At 70.2% G+C, this 20,395-nt stretch carries 1 protein-coding gene; it reads left to right on the plus strand.

All coding sequences use genetic code 11. The features are described from left to right. Positions 1-41 precede the first annotated feature (41 nt). Entirely contained in the window at positions 42-20,393 is a 20,352-nt protein-coding gene (locus tag ACQHI0_RS32605) for a hypothetical protein (RefSeq protein ID WP_427905536.1), read from the plus strand. The last annotated feature ends 2 nt before the right edge of the window (positions 20,394-20,395 follow it).

Below are 20,395 nucleotides of genomic sequence, written 5' to 3' on the forward strand. Positions count from 1 at the left end.
ATCTCCCATCTGGGCTGCATTGGCTCTCGATTCTTGCCGGCATGGAGTGGCCAGAGGGCAATGAAGACGAGATGTGGGCCATGGCCGAGGACTGGCGCACGGCCGCAGACGGTCTTCGTGGTCTGGTCGACGATGTCGACGCCGCCAAAGCTGCTGCGTTCAAGGCGTATCCGCAGGGCGAGGGTGTCGAGGACATGCTCAAAGCCTTCGAGGGGATGGCCCGCGGCGACCAGTCGGTGACCAAGCTGGCCGAACTGTTCGACGTCCTCGGCGATTCGGTCTATCAGACCGGCACCGAGATCGAATACACCAAGATCATGTTCCTTTCCTCGCTGGGCTTGCTGGCGCTGGAAATCGCTGCGGCGTGGGTGTTTCCGCCGACGGCACCCGCTGTGCAGGCGGCCGCGGTCGGCGTGACCCGCGTCATCGCACGGGGAATCTTCGGCCGCGTGCTGGCGGCGATCCTGCGACACGGCGCGAAAGCGACGATCACCAGGGTCCTGAAGTTCATCGGCCAGCACGTGGCGATCGATACGGCGCTCGGCACGCTGCAGGAACTCGGTGTCCAGCAGTGGCAGGTGGATCAGGGCCACCGCAAGGAGGTCGACTGGAACCAGGTCAAGGCGGCCGCGGTCTCGTCCGCCGCCGGTGGTCTCGCGGCCGGCCCGTTCGGCAACTTCCTCGGCAAGAAACTCGGCGACGGGATGGCGCCGTGGCTCAAGGGCGCGATCACCGGCACCGGTGCCGGTCTGGTCGGCGCGGGCGGCGGCATGCTCGGTCAGTTCGGCTACGAGGGGTTCACCCAGGGGTGGGACAAGGCCTGGGACAACCTGCAGACCGCGGCGTCCGACCCGCTCATGTGGAGTGCGGGTGCCAGCAACGGCGGTCTCTCCGGCCTGAACAAGGCCGGGGCGAACTCGGCGTGGTCGGCGATGAAGCCCGGCCTTTTCGACCGGCCAAGCTTCAGCTCGCAGATTCGCGAAGCCATGGGGCCCGGCTACGACCTCGGAACATTCGGGCTCAGCGACACCGCGGGCGGGGACGGGTCGTCCAACCGTCCCGGTGGCGAGGGCGAGAACCGGGCCGGTGCCGACGACGAGGCGACCGGGGCAGGCGGTGACGACGGCGTGCGCGCGGGTGCGGGCGACGACACCATGGGCGACGAGGGGTCGGGTGAGTCGCGGGCCGGTGCCGGGGACGACAGCCAGTCGATGCGCCCCGCGGGCAGCACGCAGTCGCCCGAGGGCGACGCGCAGGGACCGACGAATTCCGAAGAGGGACGGGCGAATCAGCAGTCCGGCGACGACCAGCAGACCGCGGGCGACGGCGGCGCGGGTGCCGGGCGTCAAGAGTCCAAGCCCGAGGTCCATGGCGGCGAATCGCAGGTAGGTGACGGCGGTCGTCAGGACGGCGGCGGCCGCGCCGAAGGGGAAAGCCCTGCGGCGCAATCGGATTCCGGTCAGGACAAGTCGCGGGCGGGTGAGGCCGAGCAAGCCGACGGCGCGAGCGTCGGCGAGGGCACGCGCACTGACGCGCAGTCGAGTGGTCAGCCGGTCACGCAGGTCAACGACACACAGACGACGAACCGGGACACGACAACACATGCCGGGGCGCCGGTCGGTGCGGGCATGGCGGCTGCCGGGCCGGTGGCGACGGCGGGGCCATCGCCTGCCGCCACCGGTCAGGCGCCGGTCACCAATCAAGCCGCGACGCCGGCCACCGGCCAGCCGGCCGCGAGTCCCACTCAATCACCCACTGCGCCAACACAATCGACGTCGACACAGCAGTCGACGCCTGGCCAGCAGTCGACGCCTGCTCAGGGATCGCAGCCCGCGGCCCGCCCCGGCGCGCCGGAAGTCCGCGCCGGGTTGACCGATGGTGCGCAGCCCGGGTCCGACATCCGTTCCGGCGCACCGGAAGTCAGAACCGACAGCCCGACTGTCGATGAGTCGGGGGTGGCCGACTCGCAGGGCACCGCCGAAGATCCCGGTGCGCCGACCAACCGTCCCGATGAAGGCCGCGCCGGTGTGGGCGAACAGCGCGGAGCGGGCCTCGCCGATACCCCTTTGCAGGGATTGCGGGCCGCACCGGGCGAGGCGCCGCCGATGCAATCCGGCGAGTCCGAGGTCACCGCCGAACCGGTGCGCTCGCGGGATTCCGAAGTCAGGTCCGAAGCTGATCCGCTGGCCGATATCGCGCCGGTGGTGCCGATCGTCGGGGCCGATCCGGGCGCGAACCCCGCCCGGTCGGGCCCGGAAACGAGTCGTCCCGGCCGCGCGGGCGCCGACGACACCGCATCGCCGCGGGATCGCACCGACGCCGGGGATGATCGCAGGCAGCCGCAGGCCGACGAGGACAGCGGCCCGGTCTACGACACCCGTCTGCCCAACGGTCAAGGTGTCGTGCACCATCCGACCGGCACGGCCATCGGTGAGGACGCCCGTACCCACCGGGTGAGCGAGAACGTCCGTAACGACGGCTCCCACGACGTGGTCGTGCACGGGCGGCGTGACGGCTCGGTGACCCCGAGCAACGGGGACCCGGTCCACCCGCGCGATATCGTCGACGCGATCCGCAGCAACCCGAATTATGTTCCAGGAACGCCTATCCGGTTGCTCGCCTGCCACGCGGGCAACAGCAATGGCTGGGCGCAGTACGTCGCCGACCAGCTCGGTGTCGATGTCACCGCGCCCACCGACCGGGTCGGTGTGCGGCGCGAGCCTGGTTCGGACCCGGTGATCGATCGTGGCGGCGACTGGCGCACGTTCAGCCCGGAGTCCGCGACAACGCCCAGCGATACACCTTCGCCGAGAACGGATTCCGATCCGTCCGATACTCGTGACCCGCTCGACGGCGACGGTCCACCGCTGGATCGCGACCTCGTCGACTTCATGAGCGACCAGGATCCGCCGCCGACCCGCCCGGCCGCGATGTCGTTCCTCGATCCGGTAGTCGGCACCGACGGCACCCCTTTCAACCGGGCGCCCGAGGTGGACGCGCATCTGCTCGGCGTGCTGGATACGAACGACCCACTGGTGCGGACCGCAGGCGATCCGCCCCGGATCACCCATGTCGACGGTGAACCGATCGACGATTTCTCCCGCCGGCTCAGTGCCGAGCGTGGCGACGCGTTCGTCGTCGCAGCCACACCCGACGCAGCCCTGGTCGCCGAAAACGAGCAGCACAAGGCCAAGCAGACGGCGCTGGAAGTCCAGAAGGCGACGACGGGCCGGGCGGTTCGCGACGCCATCATCGCGCTGAAGGATGCCGAGAACGCACGCAAGCTCGGCGCCGAGGACGGCGAGGAGCAGATCCGCCGCGCGCAGGCCGACGTCGCGACGGCCAAGGCGGAAGCCGCAGCGGCCAAGGCCGCCCTCGACAACTTCATCGCCGCCGACAAAGCCGAAGCCGCGGTGGGCAATTCGCCCGCGAAGCGCCTGGCGAAGGCCGAAGCCGAGCGGTTGCCGGTGGCCCAGCGGGGCCACGTCACCTCCATCACCATCGACCGGCTGACCGGTCGCGTGTACGAGGCCGCGAACGGCCCCTCCGACTACCGCATCCACCCTTCCGAGCTGCACTCGACGTTGCGCGACGGCAACGTCGCTCGCTATCAGGACCCCTTGGACGTCTACCACAACGGTCGCGACCCAGCCCAATTCCCGCACCACGACAACCCGCTCGGCCACGCCGAGGTGCGCGGCACCAACGCCGCCCTGCACGACCGGGAACTGCTCAACCAGAAACGTGGCCCCGAGGACCAGCTGCCGACCGACTTCGACGGTCTGTCCTCCATCCTCAACTCGCCGTATGTACCGGGCCATGGCGAACTGCCCTGCTGCGCCAACTGCACCCGCGTGGTCCAGGGCACCGAGAGCACCGCGGGCCACATCATCGACGAGGGCGCGCCCCGGGTCGATCCGCTGCGCCATGCCGATCTCGAGCAGGCGGCACGCGACGGCAATCCCACCGAACCCCGGTTGGTCTCACCCGAATACCCGGAGACCGACTTCATGGGCGACGACGACGATGTCGCCGGTCCGGATCGTGGATCAGCGGATTCGGTCCCACCGGGGATGATTCGTGGGGACGATGGGTTGTTGCGTCGGCCCGACGATCGGCTGGACAGCTATCGGGATCCGGACGGGACTTGGCACCACGTCGATGATCCCGCGAACTCGGTTCGTGACAAGGGTTTCCGGCTCCAACGGCCCGAAGGTGGGTTTCTGCGCGGCGACCCCCTCGTCGACAGTGCGTACCTCTACGAGGTGCAGAAGGGCGATTCCGACTCGCACACCATGCGGGATTCGGATCGTGCCGACGCATTGAGTGATGCGTCAGAGCGCCGGATGGAACTCCAAACCGAGCGCAATGGGGTACGAGACGACCTCGATCGCCTCATGGGTGAATTCGACGTCAAGAAACGACACGATCTGGCGCCGGAGAAGGTCGCCGCGAAGATCGAGGATCTCACCGCGGACGTCATGGCCGACGAATCGCTGACGCCGGAGGAAATGGTCAGCAAGCTGGAGGCCCTGGCGGATCTGGAGTCCGCCGCCGAGCGGTACTTCACCCTCGGCACGGAGATGGTCGGCGTCTCGAAACTGCTGGGTGAGACAGCGGGACTCGATGTCGCGCTGAGTCGACCCGGTGCGGTGCTGCTCACGCCGTTCGTCGGTGCGTTCGACGGTGCCGGTGTCGTCGATATCGCGTCCTATGTGCCGCCCGCAGGTGCCGGTTCGCCGCCGACCCTGCTCGTGGTCGAGGCCAAGGGTGTCGGCGCGGGACTCGGCGGTTCGAAGATCGCTCGAGCGGAACAGGGGTCGCCCGAGTACCTCCGGCGCACGCTGGACATGGATCGGAATCTGCGCCGCATTCTCAACGAGATGCCCGAACAGATGCGAGCGCGCGGCATCGACCCCGACAGCCCCGAAGGGCGCGCACTGCGGGAAGCCGTGGACGCGCTGCGCGCTGCCCGCGACGACGGCACGCTGCGGGTCGAGTACAAGCTGGTCCACGCGTCCGAAAAGGGCAAGGTGACGGTCACCGAACTGTTGCTCGAGCGGGACGGCACGAATGTTCTCGCGGATGTGCCGCTGCCCTTCGTCGCGGATGCGGCAGCGGCGCTGAACAATTCACCGGCAATCGACGGCGATTCGGATATTCGGAACGGTGACGACCGGATCGACTATATGGATGACGACGATGTCGTGCCGCCGGACGCGTCTGATACCCCGGAATCGCGGACCGACGACACGGCCGACCTCGGGTCGGCGATGGCGAAGATCGCACCGGTGCCCGAGACCGCCGATTCGCCGGGTTCCAGTGATGTGCCCGATGCGAAGGCACACCTGCTGGGCGAATTGGACGGTGACATCGTCAGAGACGCTGACGGTGAAATCGTGTCGATCGACAACGAGTACATCGACGACTACGCGCGCAGGCTCGCCACCGACCGCGCGGCCGACTACGCGGCGGCGGCCGACGCCGCCAAGAGTCAGCGGGCGGCGGATATCGCGGCTGCCGAGGGCAAGCGCAGCGAAGTCGAGGGGCGGCTCGAGACGGCGAAGACAGCGAAAGCGGACGCGATCGCCGCGCTGAAACAAGCGGCGCCGGAGGACAAGCGTGCCGCGGTCCAGGCGCTGAAGCGCACTGAGGCGGCGTTCAACGGCCTGCGCGAAGAACTCGACCGCGCCCAGCGTGCGTGTGTCAGGGCCGCAGGCACCCAGAATCCCATCGGTCCGGTCATGGCTGTGACGATCGATCGCCTCACCGGACGGGTCTACGAAGCGGCCAACGGTCCAAGCGGCAGCCGAATCGAGGTCGGTGAGCTCCATCCGCGCCTTGCCGAAAACGTCAGGGCCACCGGGCAGGATCTCGCGGAGCTCGCGCGCGGCCAGAAGGACGATCAGGCCTTCCCGCACGGTGACGATCCGCTACGCCACGCCGAGGTCCGGACTACCAACGAGGCGCTGCACGATCGCGACCGGCTGGGTGTGCCGGCGGATCGAAATGCTATGCGCTCACTGGTGCACGCTCCGGTGAGTGTCGGTAACCGCGAACACCCCGGAATGCTCTGCTGTGCGAACTGCACCAGAATGATCTCCGGGACCGAGAGTGCTGAGGGGCACTACCGCAATCATGATGGCTTCGAACCGAAGGATCCGGCAGCCCCCGAGCGGCGTGCCGACCTGGCCGGCCAGCTGAATCCCGATGGCACCCAACGCAAACCGGGATTGGTCTCGTGGGACGGTGCGCCGCGTGTCGACGACGATGCCGACTTCATGGGTGACGAGGACGGCGAAAACCATCATCGCAAACCGGACTTCGCCGATCCGGAGCCGGAAACCCCGCAGCGCGAAGTGCGGATCGAGCTCGGGGACAACGGGGATGTGGTCGCGCTGCACATCCAGCTGGCCGACGGGCAATGGGTGGTCGCGCGCAACGACGGCGACGAGGCCACCCAGCCTGTGCCCGCGCGTAACGACGCGGGTATTCGCGAGATCGACAACCGCAACGCCCTGCGCAAGCTGGTCGATGATCTCAACGCCGGCTATCAGGGCCTGAATCTCAAGTACCCGTCCGGTTCCGGCCTCGATCATCTCGGGCAGACCGCGATCCGCGATGGTGTGACCGGTGGCGCTCAGCTGATCTCCGGTCCGGCACCGACACCGGCACAGCCCGCACCGCCGCCGGTGGACGGCCCGGTGATGGGCGAGCCGCCGCCGGGGGCAGGCGATCCCGCGCTGAATGTGGCGCGGATCGGCCGCGAGGGTCTCACCTGGTATCACAACCGTGAGCACATTCCGATCATCGGCGGATTGCTGGGGCGCGAGGCGGATTCGGCGGGCAATTACCACCCGGTGTACTTCCCCGACGGCACCGAATACCGGCCGTGGATCTCTGATGCCGATCCGAACGCGGTGCGCGACACCGTGATCAGCGAGCTACGGGCCAACCGGATGGACGCCGACGAGGTCCGCGACATCCTGAAGGAGCTGTTCGGCAACGCGCGCGATCCGCAGCTGCGCCAGGACCTGATCGACGATCTGGAATACAACGGGCTCATCGATACCGACGAGGCGCGGGCGATGGAGGACGCACCCGTCCCGCCCGTGGATCCGAAGCCGGAGCAGCAGGGGCCGCCGCCCGAGGGCGAGACGCTGACCGAGATGGCGGACCGGCTCGGTATCCACCTGCGTGGTGACGGGGCGGCGGAGATCCGCCGGGCGATCGACCTGCAGAGCCACCGGCTGCTGCGCGAGATCGGCGCGATCGAGGGCCTGGCCGACGCGGCGCGACGAGCCGACGAGGAACAGACCCGCCCGTACCGGCGCGCGGATCATCCCGCCGACCCGGCGCAGGCACCCGACGGGCGCGCGCTGTCGGAACCGGACCAGCGGCGCGCGATCGACTCGGACGAACCGCGCGACGACTACGACGACTTCGACGACGAGCCGGGTGCCTCCGAGCCGCGCCAGAGCCACTGGGGCGACACCAGTGCCCCACGCCCGGTGCCGTTCTCGCGGGAGGTCAGCTTCCTCGACAACGATCCGCTGGGTAGGTTCCTGCGCGACTTGATCGTCGCCTTCGAGGGCGTCACCTCGCTGCGCGACTACGACCGGGTCGGCAACGGCGCGGACCGGTTGCCCGAATGGGCGAGTTTCTCCGACGATCGGGAACCGGGCCGCGACGAGGCGCGGGCGCGGGAGTTCTTCGAACACGCGCTGCGCCGCGACCAGCTGCGTGACGAATTGTCCGGCTGGGCAGCGATGTTCGGCCGCGACCTGAGCGATCTGTCGGGCGACCGGATGGATCCGACGCTGAGCGAACTGCGGGACGCGGCGCGGCAGCGGGCGCAGAACCTGGCCGATTTCATCGCCGCCGCGCAGCCGATCCTGCAGGGCGACGGCGCCGAACCGGTCGGCAAGTCCTACGGCGATCAGGTCGCGCGGGTGCCGGACGCGGACGGTGGGCCGGACCGGCTGCTGGTCGTCGACGGTCCGCTCGACCGCGAGGAGGCGCTGGCCCGCGCGTTGCGGGACAACCCGGAGCTGGCGATCGACATCGACAACGGGGTGCTGCGGCCGGACTTCCGGACCGTGCACGCCGACGGTGCGGGCAGGCAGTTCCTGGACCCGGTGGCGACGCCGGAGGTACAGCACATTCGGCGCACCGTGGACGGCGCCGAACTGCAGGTGACGATGATGCGCGGCGAGGACGGCCAGTGGCGACCGGTCCAGCCGACGCCGGAACCGCCGCCCACCCCGCGCGACCGCGCCGACATGGTGCGCGAAATCGTCGATCTGGCAAGGCAACTGAACCTCGGGCCTGCCGCGCTACACCCGGACAACATCGACGCCACCATCCGCGAGCTGCACCTGGACAACGCGGTGCGCGCCGGGCAGGCCGAGGCACTGTCGGACTACGCCCGCACGATGGCCGACATCGAGACCTTCCACCTGATCGGTGACGCGCGCGATCAACTGGGCACCCGGCTCGGTATCCCGGCGGGCGAGCTCACGCCCCAGCGGATCGCCGAGGCGCTGACCGATCCGAAGCAGCGGCGCGGCAAACGCCAGCAGCAGTTCGAGGACCTGCTCGACGGGCAGCAGCGCGACCCGAGCAATACCGCCGGCTACTCCCAGCAGCTGCGCAATGTCGACGAGGCCGCGGTCAAGGCGGCGCAGGAAGCGCTGATCCAGGCGCTGAGCCCAGGGAATCCGGAGGCGTTGCGGCCGAAGGTGAGCAAGACCGACCCGCTCACCGGCCGGTCGAAGGTCGGGCCCGCCGACACCGGCATCGACCCGGCCAAGCTGCGCAAGCTCGTCACCCGGATGCATCGGCTCGGCGCGGGCGACCACGCCCGGACGGCGCTGGCTACCTACGCCGACGCGCTGCTGCGGATCGACCCGTACACCGACCACCCCGCAGGCACCAGAGCGCCCGATCCGCGCACCACCGGCGACCCCCACATCTATGACCGCGACGCGCTCCACGCCCTGCGCGATGTGGTCGGCGCCGCCGAGCCCGGTGCGAACCCGGTCGATTTCGCCGCGCAGGTCGCCGACAACGTCGCCCGCTCGTATGGCGCGGACGAGCCGGTCGGCCCGAACGATCCACGGCCACAGCCGAATCGGGACTGGGCGCGCTTGGTTGGCGTGGATGTGTCCACCGCCGACGACGCGAAGTTCGTCGAGATCTACGAGGCCTACCGCGACGGCAAGATCGAGAAGCACGAGGGCCTGAGCCCGGAGAAGCTGGCCGCCGAGATCGCGGCCATCCGCGCGGAGATCCGCCTCAGGACCGAGCGGCTCGAGCAGTTGAAGGCGCTCACCGACGAGTTCTACCGGCCGGTGGCGGACCTGCCCGCCGGCGACGGCGCCGCGGCCAGGGAGCATCCCGGCCCGCAGCCCGACGAGCTGCCGGCGGGGCGGCGGGGGCTGCCCGGCGCGCCCGAAGGTGGTGGGCCGAACGGCACTCCGCGCACGCAACCGCCTGGACCACAACCGGATTCGGGTCGACCCGACGCGCAGGTGCCGCCGGAACGTGGCACCGACCTCGACGATCGGGCCGAGGCGAAGCTCGATCAGACCATGCGCAAGCTGGACGAGGTCGCCGACGAACTCGCCGAACCGATTGCCGCGCTGGACGATCTGGTCGGACCGGGCGAGCCGGTCGATCCGCTGGCGATGATCGACAACGCCGTCGAACGCCAGCAGAAGCTGCACGATCAGGCCGACGAGCGCCGCGCCGATCAGGCCGATGCCGCGCTGGACGACACGCTGCGTGAACTCGACGGCCTCGAAGCGGACGTGGCCGCGCTGGAGTCGTACCTGCGCGCCCAGCGGGATTTCGAGGCCGCGCAGGCCGAGATCGCCGCCAGATTCGAGGAGCTGGCGGCTCGAGACGCGGAGGCCGCCGCGCAGCGTGGCAACGACCCCGACGCGGATTTCGCCGTGCGCGCGGCGGACCTGGCCGCGCTCGAGTCGTTCCTCGCCGCGCAGCAGAAGTTCGACGCGCTGCGCGCCGAGGTGGCCGAGGCCGCGCAGGTGCGGGCCGAGGATCTCGACGCCGAAGCACTCGCCGACAACCAGGCACTGGAGTCGTACCTTCGCGCGCAGCAGGAATTCGACGCCGCCCGTGCGGAAATGGCAGCCAGGTTCGCCGCAGCGGTCGAACGGCAGGGCAGCGGCGACGGGTCGACCACCGACGGCGTCGCCGGGGCACGCGAGAAGGATTCCCCCGGCGAGGACGGTTCTCGCGAGCAGGATCCGTCCGGCAACGACGGATCGCGGGACAACGGCGACGACCCGGGCGAACCACCCGCGGCGAGCACTGCTCCCGGCGGCCCGCCGTCCAAGCCACCGTCACGGCCGCCGACGGCGCCGAGCCCGGAACCCGAAGAGCCGTCGCAGAATTCGTCGCCACTGGACTTCGGCATGCCCGCGGCGGCGGCCGAACTGGCCGTACCCGGCGACGCCGCGCAGACTCGACCGGTCGCCGACGGTGTCGATGCCGACGGCGCACCACAACGCGCGTACCAGCGCAGGGACTTCCTCAACGACGTCCACCAGTTCTTGCAGGAACTGAGCGATCTGCCGCCCTCGACAACCGCCGACACGCCACCGCTCACGCCGCAGCAGGCCGAGCAGGTCCGCATGCTCGCCGAAGCTCTCGGTCTCGGCGACGCGCTCACCGGGCAGCGTGATCCGCTCGGGGCGCTCGCCGAGATCGCCGATATGGCGCGGGCGCGCGGATTCCTCGACAGCGCACTGGATCCCGACGCCGAACTCGGCAAACCGATGCGGTATCCGGACGACTACGAACCGCTCGACGTCGACGAGTTGCAGGACAGCCTCGACCACTGGCGGGTCGAGGGCGATCCGCAGGTGCGAGCCGAGATGGCCGAGGGCCTGCGGCTGGCCGGACTCGAGGACGGCGCGCGCCCCTCGCTCGGCACAGAACCGGAGCCGAACCCGCAGGCCACACCGTTGCAGCCGTCATCGATACTGCCGCCGGAAGACGGTGCGCGGCAGCCCGGCAGTCCGCGGATCGAGCCCGCGCAGCAGGCGATGGATCGCCTGGCCGCCAGGTTCGGGGTGGATCTCACCGATTCGGGTTCCCTCGATGCCGCGCGGTACCGGCAGTTGCTGCGGGCGGGTGCGGTCGAGGCGTTCGCCGCCGCGGTCCGGCATGCCGAGGCCGCTACCGATCCGCAGCAGCGCGCGCTGCGCGAGGCCGTCGCTCGGCGCTGGGCCGCCCGGCTCGGACTACCGGCCGACCCCGGTCTCGTGCGCGCCGCCGACGACATCAACCGGTTGCGGGCGGGGGTGACGCGCGACGCCGGTGATATGGCGCATCTGTATCAGATGGTGCGCAACACCCTCGACGACCGCGTGCTGTCGATGGACGTCGAGGGCGAGAAGATGCTGGTGCGGCTGGTTGCCGACGGGCCGGAGGCCTGGCACCTCGAACCCCTCGCGCGAGTCGAACCGAAGCCGTTCGGGCCCACCGTGGACAAGGCGGTCGAGGTGGCGCCGAAGAAGAACTGGCTGCGCAAGCTGTGGGACCGGTTCGTCAATCGTGGCCACTACGGTGAGAACCCGAAGTATCCGTCGGGATCGAGTATCGATGGTGCTGGTCAGTCGATGCTCGGCCACGGTGCCGGGCTGCCGCTGACCGCGGTGAAGGATTCGACGCCCAACGCGCCCGGCGGCGAGTACGACCAGTTGCAGATCAAGTTCAACCCCGCACGCATCCTCAAAGAGGGTGTGCTCATGTGGCAGAACCGCGAACTGGTGCCGATTCTCAAGCACCTGTCCTCGCGCATCGCCGACCAGGCGGGCGAGTTCCTGCCGCTGCGCAATCTCGACGGCACCGAGTACAAGCCATGGATCTCCGACGCCGATCCGGAGCTGCGCCGTCAGATCGAACAGGATCTGCGGGATGCGGGGCTGGAGCATCTGCTCGAACCCGAGAGCTTGACCCCCGCGGAACTGGCCGCGCGGGAGTCGAAGCAGCTGCCGGAATCCGCTGATCCGGTGCAGGTTTCGAGCAAGGGTGCGGAAGTCCCCCCGGTCGCCGAGCCGCTGCCGCCGTGGTTGCGGGAGGTGGTCGACGCGGTCAACGGACGGCTCTCCGACGCCACCGTGCTCGAGGCGCTGGCCCACGAACTCGGGGTGCGGCTCACCGATTACAGCGAGGAAGGATTGCGCAAGGCGATCGCGGAGGCCGAGTACCGGCTGTTGCGTCGCGACGGGGTGATCCAGGCGCTGGAAGCGGCCGCGCGGTTCTTCAACGCCGAACACGCGCAGATCCCGTTCCGGCCGGCCAACTTCCACAGCAACGACCCGCTGGGCGCCTACCTCAAGGAAGTCGTCGCGGCCAAGGGCGACCAGTTCAGCTTCCAGATGCTGAACTGGCGTGGGGTGAACAACGGCGGCGAGCTGCCCAACCTCTGGACCGACCTCGCCGACGACGGCAACGACCCGACCGTTCTCGCCGAGGACGCGCGCAAGATCTTCGACGACGCCCTTCGCCGCGCGGGGCTGCGTGACGAGCGGTCCACGTGGGCGCATCTCGCGGGTGCCGACCTCGAGGCGTTGGTCAACAATCTCGATGCCGAGATCGCGAAGGTCCGGGATCAGCTCGACAGAAACATCGGGGTGCTCGATGAATTCACCCGGCGGATGGCTGATTTCAATAACAGCGATACCGGCGATCGGCTCGTGGTCGACACCGAGAACGGCGAGATCGCGATCGTCGACACGGGCGCCGGGCACGAGGCCGCCCTGGCCCGCGCACTCGCCGAAGCCGACGCGGACTTCATCGACCGCCTCAACCGTGGCGAGGTCGACCTCGAGATCCGGGTGGTCGGAATCGACGAGAACGGCCGCGTGCATCTGCTCGAGGTCGACGCGCCCGAGGTGCGGCACCTGCGCACCGAGGTCGGTGGGCACCCGGTGGACGCGACGATGGTGCGCGACCGTGGCGAGCCTTGGCGAATGGTCGAGCTGCCGCCCAAGCCTGTCGAGCCCGGCGCCGAGGTGGCCGCCGTGCCGGATGACACGAATCAGCCTGTCCCGGAGCCACGTTCGCTGGCCGAAGTGCGTGCCGACATCGCCGAGGTGGCGCGGCGGCTCGGTATCGACGATCCGTCGAACCTGTCCGCGCAGCGGCTCGACTCGCTGCTGGCCGAGCAGGAACGCGCCAATCAGGTGCGGGCCAGGCAGGTCGAGGGCCTGGTCGACTACGCGCGCAGCGCCGACGCGATCGACAACTTCAACGCGCTGCACAATGTGCGCAGTGCGCTGGCGTTGCGGTTCGGCGTCACCCCGGAGGCGCTCACGCCGGAGGTGATCGCCCGCGGGCTCGCCGATCCCGCGACGCGGGTGGAGCTGCATCGTCAGCGGTCGAAGAATCTCACCGAGTACGCGGAGCTGCTGCGCGCGCTCGACCCGACCGCCGTCCATGCCGCGCTCGACGCGCTCGCCCCGCATCTCGGGCTGTCGCGCGGGGAGCTGTCGCTCGACGCGGACGCGCTGGCCGAGGCGGTCTCGAACCGGGCCGCGCGTGTCGAACTGGACGACCTCACCGGGCCGCTCGCCGACTATGCGCGCGCGCTCGCCGAGATCGATCCCTATGCCGAAAATCTGGTCTACAACCCGGAAGCAGATCCGCGCGCCATCGGCGACGACCCGCCGGTGCACGATCGCGACGCCCTCGACTTCCTGCGTGAAGTGGGCGCCGACGATCTCAGCGACCGGTCGCCGCTGCCTGCCGCGCCCGAGGACGCGGTCCCGGGCCCGAGCCGCGATCACGCCCGCCTGCTCGGCGTCGACCTGACCGACGCCGACGACGCGCGGGTCGCCCAGGTCTACCAGTGGTTCCGCGACGGTCGCATCGACAAGCACGAGCGCCTCACCCTCGAACAACTCGCGCAGGTGCACGAGGAGATCCGCAACGAGATCCGGCAGCGGGGCGCCGATATCGCCAGGCTGCGCGAGTTGCTCAACGAGCCGTTCGTCACCGATCCGGAGATCGGTGGTGCGGACACGCCAGCGCTCGATGGGCCGCCCGCGCCGGCCTCGGACGGGTCGTCGCCACCTGGCACTCCCGGTCTGCCGACCAGTGGTCCGGGCGCGCCTGTGCCGCCGGGGTTGCCCGCTGCTCCGGAAGCCAACGGCGACAATGGAACTCCGCCCGCCGACGCGAACCGCATGCTGAACGCCGATCCCGGTACGCCCAGCGCGGATGCGGGGGTGCCGCGCCCGCCTGGCGCCCTCGATCCCACGGCGAACGGTGCTGACCAGGCGAGCTCACCGTCGACCGGCGCCGAGGGATCGCGCGATGGCGCCGACGGATCGCGTGGTGACGACGAATCCGGCGATCCGCCCGCTCCCACGCCCGCGCCCGGTGGCCCGCCCTCGAAGCCGCCGGCGCATCCGCCGACCGCGCTGAGTCCGGAACCCGAAGAGCCGTCGAAGAGTTCGTCGCCGCGCGGCAGTGAACTGCCGAAGCCGCCCGCCGAGCTCGCGGTGCCCGGTGACGCCGACCTGGTGCAGCCGGACAGTGACACGCCCGCCGACCCGCCGACCCGCGCCCAGCAGCGCGGCGATCTCCTCGACGACGTGCGCCAGTTCCTTCGGGATCTCAGTGATCTGCCGCCCTCGGCCCATGCCGACGCGCCGCCGCTGACCCCGGAGCAGGCCGAGCAGGTGCGCAGGCTCGCTGACGCGCTCGGTCTGGGTGAAGCCCTCACCGGCCAGCGTGATCCGCTCGGCGCGCTGGCCGAGATCGCCGACATGGCGCGGGCCCGCGGATTCCTCGACAGCGCACTGGATCCCGACGCTGAGCTCGGTGCGCCGATGCGGTATCCCGACGACTACAGCCCGCTCGATCTCGACCAGCTGCAGGACGGGCTCGAGCACTGGCGGGTCGAAGGTGACCCCGAGGTGCGCGCGGAGATCGCCGACGACCTACGCCGGGCCGGGCTCGAACACGGTTCGCGCCCTGGTCTCGGCGCCGAGCCGGAACCGCACCCGCAGGCAGAGCCGCTGCGTCCGTCCGCGGTGTTGCCGCCGGACGACGGTGCGCAGCCGGGTAGGCCACGGATGGAACCCGCGCAGCAGGCCCTCGACCGGCTCGCCGCCAGGTTCGGCGTCGACCTGACCGATCCGGGTTCGTTCGACGCGGCGCGTTACCGGCAGTTGTTGCGGGCGGGTGCGGTCGAGGCGTTCGCCGCGGCGGTGCGCCATGCCGAGGCGGCCACCGATCCGCAGCAGCGGGCGGTGCGCGAGGCCGTCGTGCGGCGGTGGGCGGGCCGGCTCGGTCTGCCTGCCGATCCGGGACTGGTCCGCGCGGCCGACGACATCACCCGCTTGCGTGGCTCGGTGTCCCGCGATGCCGCCGACCTCGCGCACCTGGACCGGCTGGCACGCACCGAGCTCGACGACCGGATGCTCTCCGTCGACGTCGAGGGGGACCGGACACTGGTGCGACGGGTCGAGGACGGGCCCGACCGCTGGCATCTGGAACCCGTGGCACACCCCGAGCCGACGCCGCGGGCGCCGGCCGCCGAGAAGGTGGTCGAGACACCGAAGAAGAACTGGCTGCGCAGGCTCTGGGATCGGGTCTTCGACCGGCCGTACCTGGGCGAGAATCCGAAGTACCCGTCGGGCTCCACCCAGGACAGCGCGGGTCTGTCGATGGTCGGCCACCATGCTGGCCTTCCGCTGACCGCGGTGAAGGATTCGACGCCCAACGCGCCCGGCGGCGAGTACGACCAGTTGCAGGTCAAGTTCAACCCGGTGCGCATTCTCAAAGAGCTCATCGACATGTGGCAAAAGCGCGAGCTGGTGCCCATTCTCAAGCACCTGTCCTCGCGGATCGCCGATCAGGCGGGCGAGTTCCTGCCGCTGCGCAATCTCGATGGGTCCGAGTACAAGCCGTGGATCTCCGATGCCGATCCGGAGCTGCGCCGCCAGGTCGAACAGGACCTGCGCGACGCCGGACTGGAGCATCTGCTCGAACCGGAAAGCCTGACGCCCGAGGAACTGGCGGCAAGACAGGCCACCGAGCTGCCGGAAACCGGTGAGCGGCAACCTCTTCACGCCGAACCCGAGCGGACTCCCGAACCGGCCGAACCGGTGCCGCCGTGGCTGCGGGACGTGGTCGACGCGGTCAATCAGCGGATCGCCGACGCCACCGTGCTCGACGCGCTCGCCGGCGAACTCGGTATGCGGATCACCGATTTCAGCGAAGAGGGTCTGCGCAAGGCGCTCGCCGAGGCGAAGTACCGGCTGCTGCGCCGCGACGGTGTCATCCAGGCGCTGGAGGCCGCGGCGCGGTCCTTCAACGCCGAGCACGCCGACATCGCGTTCCGGCCCGCCAACTTCTTCAGCAAGGACCCGCTGGGCGCCTACCTCAAGGAAGTCGTCGCGGCCAGGGGCGAGAAGTTCAGCTTCGACATGCTGAACTGGCGCGGGGTGAACAACGGCGGCGAATGGGTCGACCTCTGGCCCGATCTGAGCGACGACGGTGGCTCGCAGACCATCCACGCCGAGGACGCGCGCAAGATCTTCGACGACGCCCTTCGCCGCGCGGGGCTGCGTGACGAGCGGTCCACCTGGGCCACTCTCGCCGCCGCCGATCTCGCGGCGCTGGTCAGCAATCTCGACGCCGAGATCGCGAAGCTGCGGGATCAGCTCGACACCAACGTCGGCGTGCTCGACGAATTCGCCCGGCGGATAGCCGATTTCACCGACAGCGACACCGGCGACCGGCTCGTTCTCGATCCCGAGCACGGCACGATCGCGATCGTCGACACCGGGGCGGGACACGAAGCCGCGCTGGCGCGGGCACTCGCCGACGCCGATGCCGACTTCATCGACCGGCTCAATCGGGGTGAGGTCGACATCCAGGTCAGGATCGTCGGGGTCGATGACCAAGGGCGCGTGCGGGTCAGCGAAGTCGACGCGCCACAAGTGCGTCAGCTGCGTGGCGAGCTGGACGGTCGCACCGTCGACGCGACGATGGTGCGCGACGGCACCGGGCCGTGGCGGATGGTCGAGACGCCGCCCCGGCACGCCGCCTCGGAGAACCTGCCCGCCGTCGCCGATGACGTGAATCAGGCTGTCCCGGAGCCCCGTTCGCTGGTGGAGGTGCGCGCCGAGGTCGCCGAGGTGGCGCGGCGGCTCGGGATCGATGACCCGTCGAACCTGTCGCCCGAGCAGCTCAACGAACTGCTCGCCGAACTGGATCGGGCCAATCAGGTGCGGGCCAGGCAACTGGAGGGTCTGGTCGACCACGCGCTCAGCGTGGACGCGATCGACAACTTCAACGCGCTGCACGTCGCACGGAGCGCGCTGGCGCTGCGGTTCGACGTCGACGCGGGCGACCTCAGCCCCGAGTTGGTCGCCGACCACCTCGCCGATCCCGCGACCCCCGGGGCGCTGCACCGTCAGCGGGCCGAGGACCTCACCGAGTACGCGAAACTGCTGCACGCGCTCGACCCGGCCGCCGTCGATGCCGCGCGCGACGCGCTCGCACCGCATCTCGGCTTGTCACGCGGTGGGCTGCCGCTGGATGCCGCCGCCGCTCTGGCCGAGGCCCTGTCGAACCAGGCCGCGCGCGGCGATCGTGCCGACCTCGCCGGCCCGCTCGCCGATTATGTGCGGGCACTGGCGAAGATCGACCCCTACGCCGAGGGACTGGTCTACAAGCCGGACACCGACCCGCGGGCGATCGGCGACGACCCGCCGGTCCATCCGCGCGACGCCCTCGACTTCCTGCGCGAAGTGGGCGCCGACGATCTGAGCGACCGGTCGCCGCGACCGCCCGCACCCGAGGACGCCGTCCCCGGCCCGAGCCGCGATCACGCCCGCCTGCTCGGCGCCGACCTCACCGACGCCGACGACGAGAAGGTCGCGAAGGTCTACGACTGGTTCCGCGACGGCCGCATCGACAAGCACGAACGCCTCACCCTGGACAAACTCGCCGCGGTGCACGAGCAGATCCGCGCGGAGATCCGCAGGCAGGCCGCCGACATCGCCCGTTTGCGGGCGCTGTTCAACGAGCCGTTCGTCACCGAGCCCGCGACCGATGACGCGGAAGCGCCCGCACTGGGCGACGGGCCGTCCGAGGGCGTGCCTGCGTCGGACCCGAACGGCTCGCCGAGCCCGAGTGTGCCCGGAGCGCCGGTGCGGCCCGGGTTGCCCGCCGGCCCGGCGACCAACGGCGACAACGGAACCCCATCGGCCGATCGTTCCGGAGACCTGCCCCCGGCCGAGAACGCAGAACCCGCCGGCTCGAGCCGGCCCCGCCCACCTGCCAATGGTCATGACCCTTCGGCGTCGGTCGAGAGTCCTTCCATTCCACCGGTTCTGGACCCAGTGACCGACCCGGGCGATCCCGGCATTCCGAAGGATCGGCAGCCTGGCCAGGGGGCCCATCGTCCGACGGCTGAGCCAGATGCCGATGGTTCGTCAGAGGCTGGCGATGGCTCGCAGCGGCGCGGTGCTGATCCTGTTGCCGAGAACGGAGCAGACGCGAGTCGGCCGTACCCACGTGATCCGTCCGTCCCACCAGTTCTCGACCCGGTGACCGACCCGGGTGATCCCGGCATTCCGAAGGATCGGCAGCTGGGCCAGGGGGCTCACCGGCCTGAGGCTGAGCGCGATGCCGATGGCACTGGTTCGCCCGAGCCCGTGGGGTCGGATCCTGGTGACGGGTCGGGACGGCGTCCTTCTGTGGACCCGGATTCGGTTGTCGGTGAGGGTGATTCGCGCAGGCCTCATGGATCCGGTACCGATGAGGTGAAGCCCGGTGTGCCCGCTGACCCGGATTCGGGTGTCGATGCGAGCAGGTCCGAGGACTCGGATGCGGATCCGGACAAGGGATTCGATCCGGGCGAGCAGGGGCCGCCGCCGCGGTTGTCGGACGGGGATCGGCCGGGCGCACGTCGGGAGTTGCCGGGGTCGGCCTATCGGTCGCATATTCCGCATCCGCCGCACGAGTACGAGGTGGAGCTCGAGGTGCCGGTGTTCGACGCTGTCGAATGGCCGGTTCCGCCACTGGAATTGACGCCGGAACCCCAAGAACCGCCGGAACCGCCGCGACCGCCACTTCCACCGCTCCCGCCGTGCCCTCCGGACCAGCAGGATCCGCCGTGCCCGCCGGAGGTGCCCGAACCTCCGCGCCCGCCGGTGCCGACAGAACCGCCGCTGCCGCCGCTGCCGACAGAACCGCCGCTGCCGCCTGTCCCGCCGCAGCCTCCGCTGCCGCCGGTTCCTCCGCAGCTGCCGGTTCCTCCGCAGCCGCCGGTTCCTCCGGTGCCGACGGAACCGCCTTGGCCGCCGCAGCTACCGGTCCCGCCTGTACCTCCGGGCCACCCGGAACCGCCGCCTACCGAGCCGTCGCCGACGGATCCGCCGCCGAATGAGCCGACGGTGCCGTCTTGGCCGATTCAGCCGACTCCACCTGGTGGAGTCGGCATGCCACCACTGCCGCCGTGGGTGACCCAGCCGCCGAATTCGGGCCTGCCCTACCCGCCGGATGGCAGTCAGCCGTATCCGCCGGGCAATGGTCAGCCGTACCCGCCGGGGAACGGTCAGCCGTACCCGCCGGGGAACGGTCAGCCGTACCCGCCGGGGAACGGTCAGCCGTACCCGCCGGGCAATGGTCAGCCCTATCCGCCGGGGAACGGTCAGCCGTACGCGCCGGGGAACGGTCAGCCGTACGCGCCGGGGAACGGTCAGCCGTACGCGCCGGGCAGCGGTCAGCCGTACGCGCCGGGCAGCGGTCAGCCGTACGCGCCGGGGAACGGTCAGTCGTACGCGCCGGGGAACGGAAACGTGGACCATGGACAACCCGGTTCGCAACAGCCGGGTACCGGTAGTCCGCAGGGTGGTGCGCCGATGTACCCGCCGCCGGTGATGCCTCCTGCCGGTGGGCAGGGTGATTCCCGCAGGCCTTACCGGCCGGAGTATCAGTCGCCGACCGAGCGAATTGTGCTGCTCGTCCGGCCGTATGGCAGTGGCGTGCTGGCCGAGTTCGATCCGCGGTCCGGTTCGTTGCGGCCCGCGCCGCCGGGACAACTCGGGGCCGACGGCTTGTACGCCGACCTCGGTGGGGTGACGGTGATCTTCTACCGCCTCGCCGATCGGCTGATGGTGCAGGTCGGCACCCAACCGATCGACCTCACCGATGCCGCGCACATCGGCTGGGAACGGTCGCGGCAGCGGATGACGCGGTTCACGGTGGCGGTGGACGGCAGGCCGATGGGTGAGCTGATCTACCGTTCGCTACCGCCGGAACTGGACCTCGGCCTGCTGATCCGTAACGTGGTTGCCGATCCGGCAGGCCGGATGACAATCTTCAGCGACCGAGTCTGATG

The sequence above is a fragment of the Nocardia sp. FBN12 genome, from assembly GCF_050320175.1.
GTDB lineage: Bacteria > Actinomycetota > Actinomycetes > Mycobacteriales > Mycobacteriaceae > Nocardia.